Genomic DNA, 20,871 nt, shown 5'->3' on the forward strand with positions numbered 1-20,871 from the left:
GGCCGCGTGCCGGGAGCGTGAAGCTGTCCGGCGGGTGGTCAGAGCGTGAAGACGTCGGCCAGCACGCCGCCCGCCGGGGTGATCCGCGCGGGCGACGGGCTGTCGTAGACCACCATCAGGCGGCCGTCCCGCAGCACCGTGAGCCCCTCGGGGCGGTCGCAGTCCACTCCGTGGGGCAGCTCGGCGAGCGTCTCCAGCTCGTCGGCCGGCACGAGGTCGCCCGTGTGCCGCATCCGCCAGCGCACCACCCGCACCGGCCCGTCGAGGATCATGCTGGGGCCCGTGAGCAGCAGCAGGTCGCCGTCGTACGGGGCGATGTCGCGCACCCCGAGCCCGCCGAGGTCGAGGAAGTGCTTGCGCACCGGCCCGTCGAGGCGCAGCCGCCCGCCGCCCGCCTCCACCGGCATGATCTCCAGCACCACGGCCCAGCCGCGCAGCACCGGGCCGCGCAGCCCCAGGTACACCTGCTCGCCGTCGACCGCGACGCCCTCCACGTCGAAGCCGTTGTCCTTGCCCGGCAGCGCCAGGAACGGCCCCAGGTGCGGGTCGTCCGCGAGACGGGCGGCCACGCCGTCGCGGCCCGACAGGACCGAGCCGGGCAGCGGCGCGTTCGTGACCGGGTCCAGCGGCAGCCTGGCCAGGACGAACCGGTTCTCCTCCCGGACCACGGCGGCCAGCCGCCGGGCGGCCTTGGCCGGGTCCGTGGACTTGACCCGCCGCCGCTTCAGGCTGTGCGAGCCGACCGCCCACAGGTGGCCGTCGGCCAGGGCCAGGCCCTCGATGTCGGCCTCGTCCTCGCGCCCGGCGGGCAGCCGCACGTAGTCGTCCAGGAAGAACGTGCGCTGTCCCGCGTACCGCTCGCCCGTCCACACCAGGTGCTCGACGGTCGCGGTCTCGTCGCCGGCCACCCAGACACCGGCCTCGTCCCGCAGGAGCGCCGACAGGTTGGTGTGCGTACGGGCCTCGCGCGAGGCCGGGTCGAATCGGAGCTCCACCTGTTCCACGCGGTCATGATTGCACTTCGGTCGCTTCTCCAGCGGAATGGCGGGATATGTCGTACGCTCCGGTCGTGCTCCAAGGGGATGATGGGACCAACGGTACGAACGGTTCCGATGTGACGACTGCGGCGCGCTCCGGCACCCCTGCCTCCCCGCCCAAGCGCTCCCGCATCGGCGACCTGCGGATGCGGGACGTGTACCGGGGGCTCGCCGTGCTGGCCGCGGCGGCGGTCGTCGCCGCCGGGCTGGTCTTCGTGCTCCCGTCGTCGCCGGACGAGGTCGCCGCGGGGCCGATCACCGCGCCACCGGCCCAGCCGTCCTCGTCCGGCGCCACCCCGCCGCCCCAGCAGACGCCGACCCCGTCCGTCCTCGGGACGACCGCGGCCCCTGAGGTGACCGCCCCCTCGGCCGTCGCTTCGACCACCCTGACGCCCTCGCCGCTCGCGGCCACCGGCAGGCCGATCCCCACGCCCGGCACCACGCTGGCACCCGGCTACACCGCCATGGAGGCGCTGTACGCCGACGCCCGCGTCCCCCGGCTGCCCGCCAAGGCCCGCCGCGTCCCCCTCAAGGCCGCCGCCGGGCGCACGGTGAAGGACCGGCGCTCCGGCGTGGTCGTGCCGCGCCTGGCCAAGCCCTGGAAGACGTACGGCCCGGCCCCGTTCACCAGCCGCCAGGTGCTGCCCCAGGTGCGCGGCGCGCGGGTGCGCGGCATGTTCGTGACCTGCCCGCTGCCGATCGAGGAGCAGAAGGCGCCGCGCGACAGCGCCCTGCTGGCCGCCCGCTGGACGCTGAACCACCACCCGAAGGGCGCCGCCATCACCTGGCTCGCCTCCCAGCCGGTCAGGAAGGGCTGGATGCTGATGTACCGGGTGACGTACGGCAAGCACAGCTCCCGTGCCGCCGTGGTCGTGCTCGACGGGGGAATGCCGAAGCCCGCTCTGGCGTTCGTGTCAGTGCCTGACACGCAGCGGAAGCGGTGGGCCGACGTGACCCGCGTCATCTCCGGAGTGCGTGTCTTAGGGTAGAAGGATCATGTAATGCGGCGATTTGGGGAGTGACGCCGTGGAACGCTCTGGAACGCCGCAGGTCCCGGACAAGGGCAAGGCCAAGCCGCCGTGGCGGGCTGAAGGCCTGCCGGGGACGCCCGGCGGAAGGCCCAAGATCAACTGGTGGCGGTTCGCCGTCACCCTTTTCGTGGTGTACGCCGTGTTCTTCCTGGTGTCGTCGTTCTTCGACAACAGCCAGGTCGAGACGATCTCGTACACCCAGTTCACCCAGCAGGTGAGCGCGAAGAACGTCAAGGAGATCTACGCCACGGGCCTGTCCGTGGAGGGCGACCTCAAGAGCGCCGCCAAGGACCCCGACAGCGGCAACCAGACCTACACCGAGTTCCGCACCGAGATCCCCGCGTTCGCCGACACCGACCAGCTCTCGCAGCAGCTCCAGAGCTCCGGCGTGGACATCAAGGCCGAGCCCATCAACGGCGGCCGCGGCTTCTTCCTCAACCTCCTGCTGTCGCTGCTGCCCGTGCTGCTGCTGGCCGGTCTGTGGATCTGGATCATGCGGCGGGGCGCCAGCATGATGGGCGGCGGCGGGCTCGGCGGGCTCGGCAAGTCCAAAGCCGCCAAGCCGGTCGAGGCCGGCCAGGTGCGGGTGACGTTCGACGACGTCGCCGGCATCGACGAGGTCGAGAACGAGCTCGTCGAGATCGTCGACTACCTCAAGGACCCCGGCAAGTACCGCCGGCTCGGCGCCAAGCTGCCCAAGGGCGTGCTGCTGGCCGGCCCTCCCGGCACGGGCAAGACCCTGCTCGCGCGGGCCGTCGCCGGCGAGGCCAAGGTGCCGTTCTTCTCCGCCAGCGCCTCCGAGTTCATCGAGATGATCGTCGGCGTGGGCGCCTCCCGCGTACGTGACCTGTTCGAGGAGGCGCGCAAGGTCGCGCCGTCGATCGTGTTCATCGACGAGATCGACGCCATCGGCCGCGCCCGCGGCGGCGCCGGCGGCATCGGCGGCCACGACGAGCGCGAGCAGACGCTCAACCAGATCCTCACCGAGATGGACGGCTTCTCCGGCGCCGAGGGCGTCATCGTCATCGGCGCCACCAACCGCCCCGAGGTCCTCGACCCCGCGCTGCTGCGGCCCGGCCGCTTCGACCGCACCGTCCAGGTGGGGCTGCCCGACGCCGCCGGCCGGATCGCCATCCTGGAGGTCCACACGCGCGGCGTGCCCCTCGACGGCACGGTCGTCCTGGAGCGGATCGCCCGCACGACGCCCGGCATGACCGGCGCCGACCTCGCCAACCTGGTCAACGAGGCCGCCCTGCTCGCCGCCAAGCGCGGCAAGGAGAAGGTCACCAGCGGCGACTTCGCCGACGCGCTGGAGAAGCTGCAGCTCGGCGCGGCGCGCAGCATCGTGATGCCCGAGGAGGAGCGCAACCGCACCGCCTACCACGAGGCCGGACACGCCCTGCTCGGCATGCTCCAGCCCGGCGCCGACCCGGTGCGCAAGATCTCGATCATCCCGCGCGGCCGGGCGCTCGGCGTGACGCTGTCCACCCCCGACAGCGACCGCTACGCCTACGACGAGCAGTACCTGCGCGGGCGCATCGCCGGCGCGCTCGGCGGGATGGCCGCCGAGCAGGTGGTGTTCGGCGTGGTCACCACCGGCGCCGAGAACGACCTGGAGCAGGTCACCATGATCGCCCGCGGCATGGTGGGCCGCTGGGGCATGTCGGAGAAGGTCGGCCCGCTGACCATCCTGCCCAACGACGGCCAGCAGCCCCAGGCCTCGCCCGCCACGCTCGCGATGGTGGACGAGGAGGCCCGGCGCATCGTGGACGAGTGCTACGAGCGGGCCCTGGAGGTGCTGCGCGAGCACCGCGACAAGCTCGACGGGATCGTGGCGGCGCTGCTGGAGCACGAGACGCTCGACGAGCCCGACGCGTACGCGGCGGCGGGCCTGACGCGCGCCCCCCAGCCGGTCGAGAGCTAGCCCTTTCCGACATTTAACGCAATTTAGTGCAAAACGGACAGTAGTCGGGTCCAGTCACGGGAACGCCTCCGCAGAAGGAACGGGGGGACTCTCATGACCCTGACCGATGAGATCCTCGACCGGCTCGGCGACCCCGGCCTGGAGCAGTTCGCCGGGATGTTGGGCACCTGCACGGCCACCACGCGCACCGTGCTCCAGGTGGTCACCGGCACGATCGTCGGCGGCATGGCCCGCAACGCCGACGACCCCGACGGCGCCGAGGCGCTGCGCGGCGCGCTGGAGGACCACGTGGACGCCGATCCCTTCAACGGCGACATCGCGTCACTCACGCGTGACGGGCAGAGCATCCTCGGGCACGTGCTCGGTGCCCAGGGCACCGAGCAGGCCGCCGCCGAGCTGTCCCGCCTCGCGGGGGCCGACCCGGCGGCCCTCATGAAGATCCTTCCGCTGGTGGCGCCGATGGTCATGTCGGTGCTGGCCTGCCGCGCCGCCGAGCACGACATGGAGGCCCGTGACGTCGCCGACGCCCTGCACCGCGAGCAGGCCGCGCTGCCGCTCCGCCTGACCGACTTCGTCGAGGCGCTGCTCGACGGCGTGTACGGCCCGCCGGCCCCGCTCCGCGCCCGCACCAGGCCCCGGCCGCAGGTCGACTGGTGACCGGTAAGCTGGGACGGTGATCGTTCTGGCCTCACAGTCTCCCGCTCGCCTGGCCCTTCTCCGCAGCGCCGGGCTCGACCCCAAGGTCATCGTCAGCGGGGTGGACGAGGAGGCGTACTCCGCCTACTCGCCCGCCGCCCTCGCCCTCGACCTGGCCAAGGCCAAGGCCAAGGCCGTCGCGGACGGGCTGGAGGAGGGGCTGGTCATCGGCTGCGACTCGATCCTGGAGCTCGACGGCAGGCCGTACGGCAAGCCCGCCTCCGAGGAGGAGGTCGTGGAGCGCTGGCGCGTGCTGCGTGGCCGGACGGGCCGCCTGGTCACCGGCCACTGCGTCATCGACGTGGCCGCCGGGCGGCAGGCCGCCGAGGTGGCCACGACCGTCATCCGCTTCGGCCAGCCCACCGACGAGGAGGTCGCCGCCTACGCCGCCACGGGCGAGCCGCTCGGCCTGGCCGGCGCGTTCAGCATCGAGGGGCGGGGCGGCTGGTTCGTCGACAGCATCGAGGGCGACCACGGCAACGTGCTCGGCATCTCGCTGCCCCTGGTCCGGCGGCTCTTCGACGAACTCGGCTACGCGGTGACGTCGTTCTGGCGCTAGCCTGCCGGGCATGCGATCAGTGCGCGACTTCCTGGCGGGCGTGGGCTTCTTCTTCCAGGGAGTGGGGTGGGTCGCCCGGCACGGCCGGTGGTGGCTGTTCGGCTTGATCCCCGCGTTCATCGCCTTCGCCATCTACGTGGCCGGGCTCGTCTACCTGGGCACCAACGCCTCCGGCCTGGCCGAGACGCTGACGCCGTTCGCCGACACGTGGGCGTGGCGCGACGCGTTCCGGGTGATGGTGCAGGTGATGCTCTTCCTGGGCGGCCTCGCCCTCGCGGTGATCACGTTCACCGCCGTGACGCTGGCGATCGGCGAGCCGTTCTACGAGAAGCTCTCGGCGGCCGTGGACGAGGTGCCCGGCGAGGTGGACGAGCCGTGGTGGCGCACGGTGCCCCGCTCCATCAGGGACAGCCTGGTGACGCTGGGCTGGGTCATGGTGTTCAGCGTGCCGCTGTTCTTCCTCGGGTTCGTCCCGGTGCTGGGGCAGACGGTGGTGCCGGTGCTGGGGGCGGCGGTGTCGGGCTTCTTCCTGGCGGCCGAGCTGACGACGCTGGCGCTGGAGCGGCGCGGGTACGCCCGCAAGCAGCGCTTCGCCCTGCTGCGCGGCCGCAAGGGGCTGGCGCTGGGGTTCGGGGTGGCGGTGTTCGTGCTGTTCCTGGTGCCGTTCGTGGCGGTGGTGGCGATGCCGGCGGCGGTGGCGGGGGCGGCTCTGCTGGTACGGGCGGAGCTCGCGGACGACGCTCCGGCCCCGGCGACGCCTCTGCCGTAGTTCGCCGGGGGCGGGTGCCTTCGACGGCGGCTGTAGAGGCTTCCTCCCTCGCCCGCACTCCGCCGCGCGCCCGCGAGGATGCCCGCTGGGGAACGGCTGCCCTGATGAACGCCTCCCTCGGCGAAGCACCTCCTTGAGGAACCGCCTTCTGACGAACGGCCTCCCACGAACGACCCCCTTGGCTGACTACCCCTTTAGCCAGCTGGCCCTTTGACAGACGGCCCCTCTCGATGAAGGGGCGGCGGCTTGACAGACGGCCCTCTTGGAGAAGGGCGGCGGCCCCGACGAACGACCCCCCTGACGGAGCGACCGCGCCCCCAGAGCGCCGTTTGTCAGGTGCCAAGGCGGCTGTCAGGGCGCCAAGGCTGGCTGTCATGTGCAAAGGCGGCTGTCAGGGCGCCAAGGCTGGCTGTCAGGGTGCCAAGGCGGCCCCCGCTGTCCACAGCCCCTCCCCGAACCCAACCCCCTATCCCCAGAACCCCGTTCGCCCCTTCGCCGAGACAGCCCCCTCCGGCACCCTCTCCGCCATGACGACCAACACCCCCCAGCCCTCCCTCACCCTGGCCGGCCCCGCCGACATCCTCGCCGCCGTCCCGTACCTCGTGGGCTTCCACCCCGCCGACAGCCTCATCGTGGTCGGCCTCGCCCGCAGCCAGGTGAAGGTGGCCGTCCGCTGGAACCTCCCGTTCCCGCCCGGCACCCTGACCCCGCTCCGGCAGCTGTGGCGGCGGGAGGGCGTCGACCGGGTCATCGTCGTCGGCTACGGCCCCGGGGAGCAGGTCACTCCGGCCGTGGACGAGGCCAGGTCGCTGGCGGCCGAGGCCGGGGTGCCGCTGGACGAGGCGCTCCGGGCCCACGAGGGGCGCTACTGGTCGTACGTGTGCGACCTGCCGCAGTGCTGCCCGCCGGAGGGCATGCCGTACGACCCGCGCACCAGCCGCGTCGCGGCCGAGGCGACGGTGCGCGGCCTGGTGGCCCTGCCCGACCGCCGATCCCTGGAGCACACCGTCGCCCCGGTCACCGGCCCCGTCCGCGTGGCGATGCGGAGGGCGACGTCCGAGGCGGTGACGGAGACGCGGGCCGCGCTCGTGAGATGCGGCGACGCGAACGCCTTCGCGTCCGCGTTCGTCTCCGCCGGCCTGGCGAGGGTGCGTGCGGCCCTGACGGCACACGCCGCCGGGGATCGCCTCGGGGACGCCGTGGCCGCCCGGCTCGGCCTCGACCTGACCGTCATCCGCGTACGCGACGAGGCCTGGACCCTGACCGACAGCACCCACCTGGGCCTCTGGAAAGACCTGACCCGCAGGCTGGAGCCTCGCTTCGTCCCGCCCGTCGCGTCCCTGTTCGCCATGGCCTGCTGGCGCGCCGGCGACAGCACCCTGGCGACGATCGCCCTGGAACGCGCTCTCACCATCGACCCGGCCTACTCCATGGCCAACCTGCTCATGCACGCCCTGCAGTGCCTGCTCTCCCCGGACGTGCTCCACGGCCGCCTCCCCACACCGTCCGAGCTCGACACCGCCATGGGCCCCGCCCACGCCGGCTGGCTCTTCCCGCTGCTGTCCATCCTGGACGAGGAGGATCCCCCGTCCGCCCCTTCCGAGGAGGACCGGCCGCCTGCCACCTTCGCAGAGCCCCCAGCGAAGAGGGACCGCCAACCTCCATCCGCCTTACTGACAGACCACCCGACGACCATCTCGGGGAAGGGGGAGCGTCACCCCTCACCCGCCTGCGACGAACAACACCCGCCGACCATGTCGGGGAGCGGGGAGCGTCACCCCTCACCTGCCTGCGACGAACAACACCCGCCGACCATGTCGGGGAACGGGGAGCGTCACCCCTCACCCGCCTGCGACGAACAACACCCGCCGACCATGTCGGGGAACGGGGAGCGTCACCCCTCACGCACCTGCGACGAACGCCATCCGCCGACCCCCTCGGGGAAGGGGGAGCGTCACTCCTCACCCGCCTATGACGAACCCCACCCGCCGACCACCCCGAGAGAGGACGAGCGCCACCCCCGCACCGTCACCGAACACCAGGCCCGCCCCGAAACCTCCCCTGAGGCCCAGCCCGATCCCCCAGCTACCCGAACGGGCATTACGGCCTACCCACGGCTCCGCACGGGCAGGAAGTTCTGTCCACCGGCCTGGACGGGCAGGGCAGCCTGTCCACCACCCCGATCGGGCAGAGCAGCCTAGCCACCGCCCCGCACGGACAGAATGGCCTGGCCTCCAAACCGCACGGGCAGGAGGGCCTGGCCTCCTCCCCGCCCCCGGACAGGCAGAACCATCCACCAGCCCCACCGCTGCATCAGAGACGAGCCCACGCATCCTCGGAGAAGGACCATGCGCAGGCCGCCTGACCGCCACCAACGTGCCCAGGCTGCCGGTCGGGTCCCGTCGCGTCACGAGCGGACGCCCGCGCGTGCACCGACCGAACCCGATACGCCTCACCTCCTCAAGCCGTGCGCTCCCGGATGACGACGAGCGAACCGCTCCACTCCCTGACACGGGCAAGCAGGGTCACGGCGGCGGGCAGCGGATCGGCGGAAAGAACGCTCACGTGGAAGGCGTGCGGCATGTCGTCATAGATGTCGAGGCTGACCGTGCCCGCGGCCTCGGACGCCGCTTCGGCGAACCGTCGAGCGTCATCAAGGAGAACCTCCCTCGAACCGGCGACGACCAGCAGCGGCGGCAGCCCGCGAAGGTCGCCGTGGAGAGGGGACTGAGGACCCTGATCCGGACGGGCACCGGCCAGGTACTGCGTGCGGACATGGTCGAGCACGGCCCGGTCGACGACGTCCTGACCGTCGTTGGCGTCGATCGAGGGGCTGGACAGCGTGAGGTCGGTCTGCGGAGAGATGGCGAGCGCTCCCGCCGGCAGGGCGTCGCCGTCGTCCTTGAGCACGAGCAGCGCAGACAGCACCAGCGTGGCGCCGGCGGACTCACCGGCCAGGATGATCCGGGAGGCGGGCACGCCCTGAGCGAGCAGGCTCCGGTAGGCGGCCACCACGTCCTCAAGAGCGGCCGGGTACCGGTGAGCCGGAGCGAGGCGATAGTCGACGGCCAGGACGGGGCGGCCGGTCGCCTGGGAGAGGCGGTAGGCCATGATCTGCTCCAGATGCGGATGCGTGTACTCGAAACCGCCTCCGTGGACATAGATGGTCACTCCGCTCGCGGACACCGCGTCGGCCCGCGACTCCTGCGGAGCGGTGACCCAGGTGCCGGGAATGCCGCCGGTGTCCGGCAACAGGGCGGTGAGATCGGCGTCGGCCGGTAGGACGGGCGGCTGGGACTGCATGGCGCTCATCTCGGCCAGAACCAGGGCTCCGGCGTCGGGTGTGGCGGGAATGTGGGTGAGGTTCACGAACAAGTCCTTTTTCATGTGGGGTGGCGGCCTCTCCTCGTCCCGTAGTGGTGCGCTACCGGGAGGAGGCGTGGCCGAGGTCGGGCACATTGAGTTGTGGTCGGGTGTATTGCGTTGAGGGCAGGCACATCGCGCCGATGGCGGGCACGCTGCGCCGATGCAGCCGTCGCCGAGAGGCCCAGGTGCCGTACCGAACGAGGCAAGACCTGCGGTGCGAGCATCTGACGCCCCGCGATCAGCGCGTGATGGCCACCATGCGGCGCACGAGAATGCCGCCAGGGGCGCAGCTAGTCCACCCAAGGCCAGCACCGTGGTCACCGTAGGCGGCGTTGCTCATCCACGGTGGTGTTGCTGACGCATGGCGGCGATGTTCACCTGCGGTGGCCTAGCTCACTTGTGGTGGGCTGCTCTCCCAAGGTGGGCTAGCGCCTTGCGGGGCAAGCATTGCCCTGCGATGGCCTTGCTCACCTGTGGTGGCCTTGCTCACCCAAAGTGGGCTGGCTCGCCGTGCGGGGTCTAGCCTCCCTGCGATGGTGTTGCCTACCGGCGGTGGGCTGACTCGCCTGTGCGAGGCCAGCCTCCCGCGAAGGTGTTGCTCACTTGCAGCGCCTTGATGACCCAGAGTGGGCTCGCTTGCCGTGCTGGGTCTAGTTTTCCCCTGCCATGCAGTGCTCACCTGCGGTGGGCTAGCTCGCCGTGCGGGGATGGCTCTTCCCGGGATGGCGTTGCGCACCTGCGTAGCCGTGGTCGCCTGCGACGGCTGTGCTCAGCGCTGTCCGCGTGGGAGACGCGCGGGCCTCGTCAGGATCAGATGCGGCCGGTGAACTGAGACGTCACGAGATCAACCCCCTGATACGGCGCCTCCATGCCGACGGCGTTCTCCTCGCCGACGTCACGCGACACGCAGATCATTAGAATCCCGCCGCCGCAGGGCTGTCAAACGGCACCGACAGCGCCTCGCAGGTGGCCCCCGCGTCGGCTTGACGGATGGTCGCAGGAGTGATGGGATCCGTCGTCAGCGTCGCGGTGTACCCGGCAAGCAGGCCGCCGAGGACATGGAGGCGCCGAAACATGGGACACCCATGGAAACCCCCACCACCCCCGATGAACGGCTCAAGCCGTCACATGAGCGCCTCACAGCGCCAGGCCAACGCCTCGAAGCGTTCGGCAATCAGTTGATCGACGTGCATGCCTGGCTTCGTGACGAGCTGGGCAGGTTGCGCGGTGACGTCGAGTCGCACCTCGCCGGACGTTCCGTGCGACCTCGCGCCCTGGCGGCCCACTGTCTGGCGTTCTGCTCGGCTCTGGAGCGTCACCACACCGGCGAGGACGCCGCCGCCTTCCCGGCGCTGGCCGAGCAGTTCCCCCAGTTGCGGCCGGTGCTCCAGGAGCTGACCCGCGACCACCGGATCATCAGCGACATCCTGCGCAGGCTGCAGAGCCTTCTGGACGGCCTCGGCGACAGCGACGCCGCCCAGCCGCGAGACGTGCAAGCCGAGCTCGACGGCCTGGCGGCGCTCATGGAATCGCACTTCACCTACGAGGAGCGGAAGATCGCCGCGGCTCTCGACTCGCTGGACATCCCCGGCTGGCACGACGCGCCGCCCGCATTCCTGCGCATCGCCTCCGCCTCCGCCTCCGCCTCCGCCTCCGCCTCCGCCTCCGACAGCGGCGATGACGGCGACGGCGGCGGCGACGACGACGCCTCGCACTGTTGATCAGGCAGGCAGGATCAGTTCCTTTGACGGGAGGGTGTTCGGCGCCTGCCGCCGACGTCTGAGTCAGGCGGTAGTGGCGTGATCACAGACGAAGCAGAACTCGTTGCCCTCGGGGTCGGCCATGACCTGGAAGGAGCCCTTGTCGTCGGTGACCGTCTCGCCGATCCGCGTGGCGCCCAGCCGCAGCGCGTGGGCGGTGGCCGGCTCGATCGCGTCGACCTCGATGTCCAGGTGCAGCCGGTTCTTCACGGCCTTGTCCTCGGCGACCGGCTGGAACGCCAGCCGTACGCCCTCAGGTGGTTCGACATGAGACCAGCCGCGGGCGCGGTCCACCGGGTCGCCGCCGAGGAGGGCCGCCCAGAAGCGCACCAGGCTTCGCGGATCCCCGCAATCCACCACGATCTGGTTCAGGCGTGCGCGCATGACGGCCAGAGTAGCGACGGGCAGGCAGCATCCGCCCAACCACGGCGCCTCCGACGAGTGCCCCTGCGCGGAGGCATCACGCTCGCCTGCCTACATGGCGCTCCGTGGTCGTTCAGGTTCGGCAGCGATCGATGGGGCACGTGGGCAGCGGTGGATGCCGGGGACTTGTCGGTGTGGCGGGCGGGCGCCGGCCTCAGGTGGCGGGGGCCAAGGTCTTCTCGTAGCAGCGGGTCAGCGGCGCGTCCACATACTTCCCGTACGGTTCCGTCAGCCCGTAGCCGCTGCTCTCGTACAGCGAGATCGCCTCAGGCTGCAGCACCCCCGTGGCGAGTCGCAGGCGCCGGTAGCCCAGCCCGAGGGCAAGCCCCTCCAGCGCCGCGAGCAGCGCCCGCGCGATCCCGCGTCCGCGATGCTCCGGCGTCACGTACATGCGCTTGAGCTCACCCGTGTCCGCGGCGAGCGGCTGCACGCAGCCGCACCCCACCGCCCGCTCCTCGACCGTGGCGACGAGGAACCTGGCGTCCGGGGCGACCTGCGAGCGGCCCTCGGGCCCGTAGCGGTCCACCAGCTCCTGGAACGCCGCCTCCAGCAGGCGCGTCAGCTCGCGGTCGGCGGGGAGCCGTTCCTGGATCACCATGGCGACATGGTACGGAACGGCGCAATGAGGCCACCGAGCCGACAGCCGGTCAGACGCCGTCCTGCTCGCGGCGGCGGCGTTCGTTGTAGGCCCGCATGCGCGGCGGATAGCCCGTGAGCTGGACGTCGTACACCGGGAGCGCGAGATCCCGGGCCACCTTGTGGATGACCGCCGGGGAGCCGACCCGGCGCCGGGTCCACTCGCCGTCGTCGGCCACCGCGACGGCCGTGGTGTCCGTGGCGAACGTCTCCGGCTCGACGTAGAACTCCACGCCGCGCCGCGACCGGGCGAAGGCGATGAGCGCCTCGATGTCGGCGTCCGTCGCCTCGCGGTCGAACTTCGCGACCCTGGAACCGCGCAGCCGCCGGATGCCATAGCGGTCTCGCCATCTCATGGATCCTTTTTATACCGTCAAGGCGACCGGCGCGTCGGGGCTGATCTAGGGGACACATCCGGGATTTTCCTGATGGCCCCCAAATCAAGAACGAAGCAGTATTGACGGTGACAGCTCGATCCAAAGGAGAGGCATGGTCGCCATGGCTGGGGTACCCACACCCGCGGGCCCGGGACAGGTGCCGCCGGCACACCTGCGCGTCACCCACCAGGACCGTGAGCACGTCGTCGAGCACGTGAAGACGGCCTACGCGGAGGGCCGTTTCGACAAATTAGAGTTCGACGAGCGCCTGGAGCGCGCGATGACCGCGCGCACGCACGGCGACCTCATGCCCATCATGACGGAGCTGTACGGCCCGCAGGCCGTGCCCCTGGTGCGGCCGATGCCCGCTCCGGCGCGCCCGCAGGTGCCGACGGACGGCGCCGAACGCCTCGGCGCCTCGGCCGCCCACCTGCTCGCGGTGTTCGGCTTCCCCGTCATCGGGCCGCTCCTGCTCATGCTCACCGCGGGCAAGACGTCCCCGTACATCCGCAGTCACGCGGTGGAGGCGCTGAACTTCCAGCTCACCCTCCTCGGGGCGACGATCCTGCTGCCGCTGACGTTCGTCGGCATCGTGCTCGTCCCGGTGATCTGGGTGGCGGCGTTCGTCCTCTCGGTCGTGGCCGGCATCTCGGCCCTGACGCACGGCGCGTTCCGGTACCCGCTGACGCTGCGGATGGTGAAGTAGCCCGCGCTGGGGGGTGCGGCGGCCGGCGCGCGCGGGCGTCACGTGATCAGGTCATGCGACGCCGGTACGGAACCAGGGGCCGGAGGCGTCAGCGGGCCAGGACCTCGTACTTGACCCGCATCACGCCCGCCCCGATGTTGCCGATGGCGGCGAAGGCGGCGCGGGACAGGTCGAGGCAGCGACCGCCCACGTACGGGCCGCGGTCGTTGATGCGCACCGTGACCGAGTCTCCGTTGCGCGGGTTGATGACGCGGACCCGGCTGCCCAGGGGAAGCGTCTTGTGTGCGGCGGTCATCGCCGACGGGTTGAACCGCTCGCCGCTGGCGGTCGTCTGGCCCTCGGCGTAGTAGGAGGCGCCGCAGGTGCCCGAGGCGACGACCTTCCTCTTCGTGGACGTGTGCTTGGCGGCCGTCACGGTCCTGGCCTTGGCGGTCCTGGTCTTGGCCGTCCTGGTCTTGGTCTTGGCCGCCGCGACGGGGGCCGCGGCGGTCTTCGGCTTCGTCACGGGCTCGGCGGGGGCCGGGGGCCTGGCCGCGGACGTACGCGCGGTCTCCGGGGTGGACGACGGCGTCGTGGCCGGTACGGGGGCGGCGGCATGGGGGGCCGAGGTCGCCGTGCTCGGCGTGGCCGCGGTCGTGGCGGGGGAGACGTCCGAGGCGAGGGCCGGGGCGGCGGACGGTTCGTCGTCGGAGACGGCCCAGGCGGTGGTGGACGCGGCGGCCAGGAGGGCGGCACCGGCGGCCACGGTGGTCCAGCGGCGCCTGCCGGGAGCCGTCAGCCGGCTCGTGGGGTGCGGGGAATGAGGCTTCTGGGAGTGCTGACCCAAGGGGAACCACGGTCCTAGGTAGGGGACAGGACAGGGAAGGGCCAGACGGGGGTTGGGGGATCAGGGGGCGCACACGTCGGCCGTTCCCGCGGGCGGGGCGGTGAGCTCCGCGGCGTGGACGAAGATATGCGACCAAAGCCAGGTAAAGGCAAGTTAATGCGACGTCGAGTGATATATCCCACTCTGGGGTCAAGTTTGTGGTGAAGTGGTGATTGAGGCCATATCCCCTGATGGGGCGCTTTTTGATCTTTTCTGGCTCTTTGGGATTTCTTGATCCCTCGCTTCTGGGGGATCTTCGCGGGTGCGCGCCGCTCCAGCACCTTGATCTCGTTCGGATATAGCCGTATTTCCGGAAAAGGTCGGATGCCGTGCCATGACGTCGCACGTCATCGCCGCCATTACCTCCCGCGTCATTGCCGCGATACAGCCGCACGCGTCATCGTCGATCACGCAAGCGGCCGGCACAGCCGGCCGGCAGCGGCCCGAGGCAGGCAGAAGCCGGCAGAAGCAGGAGGAACGAACATGTCCGCCGTCAAGGCACCCCCGCTCGCCCCCGCACGGGCGGCGGTTCCCGGCTGGGGCACCCTGCTGGTCCTCCTCGCCGGGGTCTTCATCACCACCCTCGACTTCTTCGTCGTCAACGTCGCGATCCCCTCCCTCCAGCGCGACCTGCACGCCACGCCGTCCCAGATCCAGTTCGTGGTCGCCGGGTTCGGCGTCGCGCTCGCCGCCGGGCTGATCACCGCCGGGCGGCTGGGCGACCTGTACGGGCGGCGGCGGATGTTCGCCCTCGGCCTGGCCTTCTTCACGCTGGCCTCGGCGGCGTGCGGGGCGGCGCCCACCGCCGGGTTCCTGATCGGCGCGCGGATCGCCCAAGGCGTCGGCGCCGCGCTGCTGATGCCGCAGGTCCTGGCCATCGTCAACACCGCCTACACCGGCGAGCGCCGGGCCAGGGCGTTCAACGCCTACGGCGTCGCGATGGGCTTCGGCGGCGTGTTCGGCCAGCTCATCGGCGGCGTGCTGATCAACGCGGACATCGCCGGGCTGGGCTGGCGCACCATCTTCCTGATCAACGTGCCGGTGGGCGCGGTCGCGCTGGCGCTGATCCCCCGGCTCGTCCCCGAGACCCGCGCCGCGGGTGGTGCGCGGCTGGACCTGGCCGGCACGGTGCTGGTCTCGCTCGGCCTGGTCGCGATCGTGTACCCGCTCGTGCAGGGGCGTGAGCAGGGCTGGCCGGCGTGGACCTGGCTGTGCCTCGGCGCGGCGGTCGTCCTGCTGGCGGCGTTCGCGCTGCGCCAGCGCCGGATCGCGGCGCCCCTGGTGAACCCGGCGCTGTTCCGGCACCGCTCGTTCGGCGTGGGCATGGTCGTGAGCCTGCTGCACGCCATGACGATGGGCTCGTTCTTCCTGATCCTCGCCCTCTACCTGCAGAACGGCCGCGGGCTGGGCGCCCTGGACTCTGGGCTGATCTTCCTCCCGCTCGGCATCGGCTACTTCGTGTCCTCGGCCCGGGCGGCGCGCGTCGCGGCCCTGCTCGGCAGGCAGGTCGTCGCGGTCGGCGCGCTGACCATGGCACTCGGGTACGCGATCCTCGCCGGGACCGTCACCGCCCTCGGCGACCACGGCCCCGTCGGCTGGGTCATCCCCGGCCTGGTGGTCGCCGGCGCCGGGATGGGGCTGGTCATGGCCCCTCTGCCGGCCCTGGCGCTGAACGGCGTGGACGGCGCCCACGCCGCCGCGGCGTCCGGCGTCCTGAGCACCGCGCAGCAGGCGGGCGGCGCGATCGGCGTCGCGCTGGTCGGCCTGGTCTTCTACGGCTCGCTCGGGACGGTGCCGCACGCCTTCGCGGCGGGGCTCATCCTGCTGATCGTCCTGGACGCCGTGGTCGCCGCCCTGGTGCAGGCGCTGCCCCGCTGACCGAGGGCCCGCGGCGCGCCACGACGACCCTCCTCCGGCCCCGTGCCCCCGGCAGTCCGCCGGGGGCACGGAGCTTTCCGCACCTTTCCCCGGTACGGTGCAACCGTTCGCCCGGCCCGGCGCATCAGGTGGGCGTGAGAGCAATCCCCCCGGGACCGCCCTGGGAGCCCGATGAGCCCCGATGACGAGTACACCGCCTACGTGAGCGGGCGCCTGCCCTGGTTACGCCGGGTGGCGTACCTGCTGTGCCAGGACTGGCACCGGGCCGACGACCTGGTGCAGAGCGCCATCACGCGGCTCTACGTCAAGTGGCGGCGGGCACGCGCCGCCGACGACCTCGACGCGTACGTTCGCGTGATCCTCGTGCGCGTCTTCCTCGCCGAGCAGCGGGGCGGCTGGTTCTCCCGCGTACGGGTCACCCACGCGCCGCCCGCCGGCCCCGCCGCCCACGCCAACCATGACCTGGCCCTGGACCTGCGCCGCGCGCTGACGGCCGTGCCGCCGCGCCAGCGGGCCACGCTCGTGCTGCGCTATCACTGCGACCTGAGCGTCGAGCAGACCGCTCAGGTGCTGGGATGCAGCACCGGAACCGTCAAGAGCCAGACCGCCCGCGGCCTGGCCGCCCTGCGCGCGGAGCTGGGGCCGTCCTACTCCCAAGTGCCCTACCCGCACCCGACGCACACGGAGGAGCGCTGATGGACACCAAGGACCTGTTCGACCGGCTGGCGGCCGAGGAGCAGCCGCCGACGACCGTGGACGTGCGCCGCGCCGTCACCGCCGGGCGCGCCACGCGCAGGCGCCGCCGCACCGCCCTCGCCGCGGGCGGGCTGGCGGTGTGCCTCGCCGGCACGTTCACCTGGCACGGCCTGGAGGGTCAGGTCCGGGGCGACCGGACGGCCACCGTCGTCCACGAGACCCCGGACAAGGACACGCTGCCCGCCTCCGGCGTGGGCCCCCTGAGCCACGCCTACTACGACTGGTGCGGGGAGAAGTGGAGCCCCGGCAAGGCGGCCTCCTTCGCCGGCCGGGACTGCGTCCAGTGGAAGGTGGTGACCCGCGACGGCCGGACGTACCGGATGCCGGAGGCGGCGGGCGTCTACCTCGACCAGACCGCGGCGAACTACATGAACACCGCCGCGCCCCTGAGGATCACTCCCGACGGCCGCCGGATCGCGTACTACAGCGCGAAAGACCAGAGGTTCGCGGTCCGGGACCTGGCGAGCGGGCAGGTCTGGCTCAGCCCGCAGACCGTGTCACACGAGGAGATGGTGAAGAACGGGGCGTTCGTCACCCTCTCGCCCGAGGGACGCTACCTCGTCCTGAACGGCCGGCTGCGGGCGGTCGTCGACATGGAGACGGGCCGGGTCACGGACGTGCCGCAAGGGTGGCAGCCGATGACCGTGGCCCGCGGCGGCGACCGGGTGATCGTCCAGAACGACCGGTCGCGGTACGGCCTCCTGGAGGACGGCCGGGTGCGCCCCTTCGCCGGACCCATCGGGGAGTCGCTGAGCGACCTGGCTCCCGACGGGCGCACCGTGGCCTATCTGGGCCGTCCCGGACCGCACGGCGAAGGCATGAACCTGCCGAAGCCCGACACGATCGTCACCGTGGACGCGACGACCGGGAAGGTGCTGCGCAGAGTGAAGTTCCGCGACGCGCCTCGCGGGTTCGACCCATGGCGGATCGGATACTGGCGCGGGCCGACCCAGGTGGTCGTCAGCGATGTGATCACCGGCCGCCTGAAGCCCGGTGAGGTGCCCCGGCTGGGGGAGATCGCGTATGCCGTCGACGTCACCACCGGTGAGGTGCGCAAGCTCGGCACCTACGCCTTCCGCGGCTGGGGCGGCGACGTCGTCATCCCCGGCATGTGAGGACGACGGGGCTCGCGGGCGCGCGTCACAGCATGAGGGAGCGGACCGTCTCCACGGTGTCGGCGTCCTGCGCCCGCTTGTCGGGGCGGTAGCGCAGGACGCGGGCGAAGCGCAGCGCCATGCCGCCCGGGTAGCGGGGCGAGCGCTGCACCCCGTCGAAGGCGATCTCCACCACCAGCTCGGGGCGCAGCGTCACCGTCCACGCGTCGGTCGGCCCCTCGGCCAGCTCCAGGAACCGCTCCGTCTGCCAGGCCAGCAGCTCGTCGGTCAGTCCCTTGAACGTCTTGCCGAGCATCACGTACCCGCCCTCCGGGTCACGGGCGCCCAGGTGCAGGTTGGACAGCTTGCCCTGGCGCCGCCCGTGCCCCCACTCGGCGGCCAGGACGACGAGGTCGAGCGTGTGGCGCGGCTTGACCTTCACCCACCCCGCGCCCCGGCGGCCCGCCGCGTAGGGGGACGACAGCGACTTGACGACCAGGCCCTCGTGGCCGGCCCTGACCACGTCGGCGAAGAACCGCTCGGCCTCGGCCACGTCGGCCGTGACCAGGCGGGGCGTCAGCAGCTCGGGCGGCACCGTGCGGCTCAGCTCCTCCTGCCGGCGCTCGTACGGCAGGTCGAGGAGGTCCTCGCCGGCGACCCGCAGCGCGTCGAAGAAGAACACGCTGAGCGGCGTCTGCTCGCGCAGCCGCGCCACGTCGAGCTTGCTCGTGGCGCGGCTCGCCGTCACCTGGAACGGGTGCGGCCGCCCGTCGGGACGCAGCGCGATCACCTCGCCGTCGAGCACCACGTCGTCCACCGGGAGGGCCAGCACGGCCTCGGCCAGCTCGGGGACCTGCGGGGTGATGTCGTCGAGCGTGCGGGTGAAGATCCTGACCTCGCCGTCCGAGCGGTGGGCCTGCACGCGCACGCCGTCGAGCTTCCACTCCAGGGCGGCGGGCGCGCCGGCCTTGGCCAGGGCGGCGGCGACGTTGGGCGCGCTGCCGGCCAGCATGGGCGAGACCGCCCGCCCCACCTCCAGCCGGAAGCCCCGCAGCGCCTCCACCCCGCCCGTCAGCGCCGCGGCGCCGACGGCGGGCAGCGAGCCGCGGAGCGTCAGCGCCCGCCGCACGTCGGGCGACGGCGCGCCGGACGCCTTGGCGACCGCCTCGATCATCACGCCGTCGAGCGCGCCCTGCCGCAGCTCGCCGCTGAGCAGCCGCAGCATGAACGCCTGCTCCTGGCTCGTCAGCCCCGCGAACAGCTCGTCGACCAGCGCCTTGCGCGCCGCCTGCGAGCCCTGGCCGGACACGGCCTTGATCGCGCTCAGCCGCTCGTCGACGGCGGCCAGCGTGGCCGTGGCGGCGAGCTTGGGCTGCGGCAGGTCACGCAGCGTGCGCCAGCCGACGCCGATCTGGCGTTGGGGCAGCTCACCGGACAGGTAGGAGATCGCGATCCCCGCCTCCGCCGGGCCCACCCTGCCGAGCAGCTCGGCCAGATGGCCGATCTTGCCCAGGCGGGCCGATGTCCGCGTCACCGCCTCCGAGACCCGCACCACGTCGATCAGTAGCACACCGCCTATGGTGCCTCACGACACCGACATTTCCCCACCTCGGGGTGCACCGATTCGTCCCGCCGAGATGTCGTGCCCGGGAGACGGCGACGGCCGGGCCCCCGAAGGAGGCCCGGCCGCGCCGGAGGTCGTGCCGTGTGACGCCGCGACGGCTAGCGCACGCCCAGGAGGTCCACCACGAAGATGAGCGTCTCTCCCGGCTTGATGCGGTTGCCGGCGCCGGCGTTGCCGTAGCCGAGGTGCGGCGGGATGACCAGCTTGCGCCGGCCGCCCACCTTCATGCCCGCGACGCCGCGGTCCCAGCCGGCGATGACCCGGCCGGCGCCCAGGGGGAACTCGAACGCCTGGCCGCGGTTCCACGACGCGTCGAACTCCTCACCGGTCGAGAAGGCGACGCCCACGTAGTGGACGCTGACGTCCTGACCGGGCTTGGCCTCGGGGCCGTCCCCCTCGACGATGTCGACGATCTCGAGGTCAGCGGGCGGCTGGCCCTCAGGGAAGTCGATTTCCGGCTTGTCGAGTGCCACGAAGTGCTCCTGATATGACGATTGCTGATGCTGGTGTCGACCTTGTGAACGGGCAACCCGACGACTCTATGCGCTCGGGATATCGTCGGCGTCCATGGCCGCCCTTTCACCTGATGGCATCCTGCTCACCGGGCGCGTCGCCGTGGTCACCGGCGGGGCGCGCGGGCTGGGCCGCGCGATCGCCGCCGCGTTCGCGGCGTTCGGCGCCGAGGTGGCGGTGTGCGACCGCGTCACGCCGCCGGCCGGCGACCTCGCGATGACGCTGGACGTACGGGACCCGGTGTCCGTGGAGGTGTTCGCCGGCGCCGTGCGGGAGCGGTGGGGACGGGTGGACGTGCTGGTCAACAACGCGGGCGGCACCTTCCACGCGCCGTTCCTCGGCACGTCCGAACGCGGCGAGCGCACGCTCGTCGAGGAGAACTTCACCCAGGTCACCGGCATGATCCGGAAATTCCTGCCGATGATGGGCGAGGGCGCGTCGATCATCAACGTGACGTCCAGCGAGGCGCACCAGGCGGCGCCGGGGTTCGCGATCTACGCGGCGATGAAGGCGGCGGTGGAGAGCCTGACCCGCTCGCTGGCGCTGGAGCTCGCGCCCCGCGGCGTCCGCGTCAACGCCATTGCCCCCGACGCCCTGCCCACCGAGGGCGAGCTGGCCATGCGCGAGACCGTGCGCGCCGCCGACGCCGGTCGCGGCGCGGCCGACCCGGGAGGCGAGGAGACGCCGCCGTACGAGCCCGTGCGGCTGCCGCCGCTGGGCCGGCTCGGCGAGCCCTCCGACGCGGCGGCGGCAGCGGTGTTCCTGGCCGGCGACCTGGCCCGCTTCGTCACGGGCACGACGCTCCACGTGGACGGCGGCATCCACGCCGCCGGCGGCTGGCGCCGCGTCTGAGGCCG

Annotated in this window: 20 protein-coding genes; 12 read left to right on the forward strand and 8 right to left on the reverse strand. The window is 72.1% G+C overall.

The window, feature by feature from the left end; genetic code table 11:
• Positions 1–38: 38 nt before the first annotated feature.
• Complete coding sequence (locus HD595_RS28535; RefSeq protein ID WP_253774263.1) at positions 39–1,004, reverse strand: DUF3616 domain-containing protein; 966 nt, start codon at positions 1,002–1,004, stop codon at positions 39–41.
• A 110-nt stretch (positions 1,005–1,114) separates the two neighbouring features.
• Here HD595_RS28535 and HD595_RS28540 point away from each other — a divergent pair, with 110 nt between their 5' ends.
• From HD595_RS28540 to HD595_RS28565, 6 genes are all read left to right on the forward strand, one after another.
• On the forward strand, positions 1,115–2,026 hold the full coding sequence (locus HD595_RS28540; protein WP_253774265.1) for a hypothetical protein: 912 nt from the start codon (positions 1,115–1,117) through the stop codon (positions 2,024–2,026).
• Between the two features lie 37 nt (positions 2,027–2,063).
• Positions 2,064–3,992 (forward strand): ATP-dependent zinc metalloprotease FtsH, encoded by a 1,929-nt coding sequence (gene ftsH, locus HD595_RS28545; RefSeq protein WP_308211253.1) that lies wholly within the window; start codon positions 2,064–2,066, stop codon positions 3,990–3,992.
• Positions 3,993–4,085: 93 nt separating this feature from the next.
• Positions 4,086–4,649, forward strand: a complete 564-nt coding sequence (locus HD595_RS28550) for a DUF937 domain-containing protein (protein ID WP_253774267.1) — start codon at positions 4,086–4,088, stop codon at positions 4,647–4,649.
• A gap of 16 nt (positions 4,650–4,665) precedes the next feature.
• The gene (locus tag HD595_RS28555) at positions 4,666–5,247 is read left to right on the forward strand and encodes a Maf family protein (protein WP_253774269.1); all 582 of its coding nucleotides are present in this window, start codon (positions 4,666–4,668) and stop codon (positions 5,245–5,247) included.
• A 10-nt stretch (positions 5,248–5,257) separates the two neighbouring features.
• Positions 5,258–6,016: an EI24 domain-containing protein gene (locus HD595_RS28560; protein WP_253774271.1), complete on the forward strand. Its 759-nt coding sequence runs from the start codon at positions 5,258–5,260 to the stop codon at positions 6,014–6,016.
• Positions 6,017–6,543: 527 nt separating this feature from the next.
• Positions 6,544–8,217 carry a DUF4192 domain-containing protein gene (locus HD595_RS28565; protein ID WP_301309624.1) on the forward strand — a complete coding sequence of 558 codons (1,674 nt, stop codon included), beginning with the start codon at positions 6,544–6,546 and terminating at the stop codon, positions 8,215–8,217.
• Positions 8,218–8,476: 259 nt separating this feature from the next.
• Here the strand turns inward: HD595_RS28565 and HD595_RS28570 are convergent, their stop codons facing one another.
• Entirely contained in the window at positions 8,477–9,385 is a 909-nt protein-coding gene (locus HD595_RS28570; RefSeq protein WP_253774275.1) for an alpha/beta hydrolase, read from the reverse strand.
• A 1,184-nt stretch (positions 9,386–10,569) separates the two neighbouring features.
• On the opposite strand from HD595_RS28570, the gene HD595_RS28575 reads away from it, so the two are divergent.
• The gene (locus HD595_RS28575) at positions 10,570–11,103 is read left to right on the forward strand and encodes a hemerythrin domain-containing protein (protein WP_253774277.1); all 534 of its coding nucleotides are present in this window, start codon (positions 10,570–10,572) and stop codon (positions 11,101–11,103) included.
• 63 nt (positions 11,104–11,166) lie between these two features.
• Here HD595_RS28575 and HD595_RS28580 read toward each other — a convergent pair whose 3' ends face one another.
• The 3 genes from HD595_RS28580 to HD595_RS28590 all read right to left on the reverse strand — a co-directional run bounded on the left by HD595_RS28580 (position 11,167) and on the right by HD595_RS28590 (position 12,557).
• Positions 11,167–11,526: a VOC family protein gene (locus HD595_RS28580; protein WP_253774279.1), complete on the reverse strand. Its 360-nt coding sequence runs from the start codon at positions 11,524–11,526 to the stop codon at positions 11,167–11,169.
• A 193-nt stretch (positions 11,527–11,719) separates the two neighbouring features.
• Positions 11,720–12,163, reverse strand: a complete 444-nt coding sequence (locus HD595_RS28585) for a GNAT family N-acetyltransferase (RefSeq protein ID WP_253774281.1) — start codon at positions 12,161–12,163, stop codon at positions 11,720–11,722.
• 49 nt (positions 12,164–12,212) lie between these two features.
• Positions 12,213–12,557, reverse strand: coding sequence for a hypothetical protein (locus HD595_RS28590; RefSeq protein ID WP_253774283.1), 345 nt, complete (start codon positions 12,555–12,557; stop codon positions 12,213–12,215).
• A gap of 142 nt (positions 12,558–12,699) precedes the next feature.
• Between HD595_RS28590 and HD595_RS28595 the strand changes: the two genes are divergently transcribed.
• Positions 12,700–13,284 carry a DUF1707 and DUF4870 domain-containing protein gene (locus tag HD595_RS28595; protein WP_253774285.1) on the forward strand — a complete coding sequence of 195 codons (585 nt, stop codon included), beginning with the start codon at positions 12,700–12,702 and terminating at the stop codon, positions 13,282–13,284.
• 88 nt (positions 13,285–13,372) lie between these two features.
• On the opposite strand, the gene HD595_RS28600 is transcribed toward HD595_RS28595, so the two are convergent.
• Positions 13,373–14,110 (reverse strand): septal ring lytic transglycosylase RlpA family protein, encoded by a 738-nt coding sequence (locus HD595_RS28600; RefSeq protein WP_253774287.1) that lies wholly within the window; start codon positions 14,108–14,110, stop codon positions 13,373–13,375.
• A 522-nt stretch (positions 14,111–14,632) separates the two neighbouring features.
• Between HD595_RS28600 and HD595_RS28605 the strand changes: the two genes are divergently transcribed.
• The 3 genes from HD595_RS28605 (at position 14,633) to HD595_RS28615 (ending at position 17,898) form a co-directional block, all read left to right on the forward strand.
• A complete protein-coding gene (locus HD595_RS28605) occupies positions 14,633–16,027 on the forward strand; it encodes an MFS transporter (protein WP_253774289.1) in 1,395 nt (464 codons plus the stop codon).
• 171 nt (positions 16,028–16,198) lie between these two features.
• Positions 16,199–16,723 carry a SigE family RNA polymerase sigma factor gene (locus HD595_RS28610; protein WP_253774291.1) on the forward strand — a complete coding sequence of 175 codons (525 nt, stop codon included), beginning with the start codon at positions 16,199–16,201 and terminating at the stop codon, positions 16,721–16,723.
• Positions 16,723–17,898 (forward strand): TolB-like translocation protein, encoded by a 1,176-nt coding sequence (locus HD595_RS28615; protein ID WP_253774293.1) that lies wholly within the window; start codon positions 16,723–16,725, stop codon positions 17,896–17,898. Before HD595_RS28610 ends, HD595_RS28615 begins: the two co-directional genes overlap by 1 nt.
• Before the next feature lie 25 nt (positions 17,899–17,923).
• Here the strand turns inward: HD595_RS28615 and HD595_RS28620 are convergent, their stop codons facing one another.
• Positions 17,924–19,447: an ATP-dependent DNA ligase gene (locus HD595_RS28620; protein ID WP_253774296.1), complete on the reverse strand. Its 1,524-nt coding sequence runs from the start codon at positions 19,445–19,447 to the stop codon at positions 17,924–17,926.
• Between the two features lie 152 nt (positions 19,448–19,599).
• The gene (locus HD595_RS28625) at positions 19,600–19,974 is read right to left on the reverse strand and encodes an FKBP-type peptidyl-prolyl cis-trans isomerase (RefSeq protein ID WP_253774299.1); all 375 of its coding nucleotides are present in this window, start codon (positions 19,972–19,974) and stop codon (positions 19,600–19,602) included.
• 94 nt (positions 19,975–20,068) lie between these two features.
• Here HD595_RS28625 and HD595_RS28630 point away from each other — a divergent pair, with 94 nt between their 5' ends.
• Positions 20,069–20,866 (forward strand): SDR family NAD(P)-dependent oxidoreductase, encoded by a 798-nt coding sequence (locus HD595_RS28630; RefSeq protein WP_253774302.1) that lies wholly within the window; start codon positions 20,069–20,071, stop codon positions 20,864–20,866.
• The last annotated feature ends 5 nt before the right edge of the window (positions 20,867–20,871 follow it).

This window comes from Nonomuraea roseoviolacea subsp. carminata, from assembly GCF_024172185.1.
Taxonomy (GTDB): domain Bacteria; phylum Actinomycetota; class Actinomycetes; order Streptosporangiales; family Streptosporangiaceae; genus Nonomuraea; species Nonomuraea roseoviolacea.

Coding starts and splice junctions, on each gene's coding strand:
- HD595_RS28590 (WP_253774283.1), bottom strand. CDS start 12,557: ATGAGATGGCGAGACCGCTATGGCATCCGGCGGCTGCGCGGTTCCAGG.
- HD595_RS28560 (WP_253774271.1), top strand. CDS start 5,258: ATGCGATCAGTGCGCGACTTCCTGGCGGGCGTGGGCTTCTTCTTCCAG.
- HD595_RS28630 (WP_253774302.1), top strand. CDS start 20,069: ATGGCCGCCCTTTCACCTGATGGCATCCTGCTCACCGGGCGCGTCGCC.
- HD595_RS28615 (WP_253774293.1), top strand. CDS start 16,723: ATGGACACCAAGGACCTGTTCGACCGGCTGGCGGCCGAGGAGCAGCCG.
- HD595_RS28580 (WP_253774279.1), bottom strand. CDS start 11,526: ATGCGCGCACGCCTGAACCAGATCGTGGTGGATTGCGGGGATCCGCGA.
- HD595_RS28605 (WP_253774289.1), top strand. CDS start 14,633: ATGTCCGCCGTCAAGGCACCCCCGCTCGCCCCCGCACGGGCGGCGGTT.
- HD595_RS28550 (WP_253774267.1), top strand. CDS start 4,086: ATGACCCTGACCGATGAGATCCTCGACCGGCTCGGCGACCCCGGCCTG.
- HD595_RS28595 (WP_253774285.1), top strand. CDS start 12,700: ATGGCTGGGGTACCCACACCCGCGGGCCCGGGACAGGTGCCGCCGGCA.
- HD595_RS28585 (WP_253774281.1), bottom strand. CDS start 12,163: ATGGTGATCCAGGAACGGCTCCCCGCCGACCGCGAGCTGACGCGCCTG.
- HD595_RS28610 (WP_253774291.1), top strand. CDS start 16,199: ATGAGCCCCGATGACGAGTACACCGCCTACGTGAGCGGGCGCCTGCCC.
- HD595_RS28565 (WP_301309624.1), top strand. CDS start 6,544: ATGACGACCAACACCCCCCAGCCCTCCCTCACCCTGGCCGGCCCCGCC.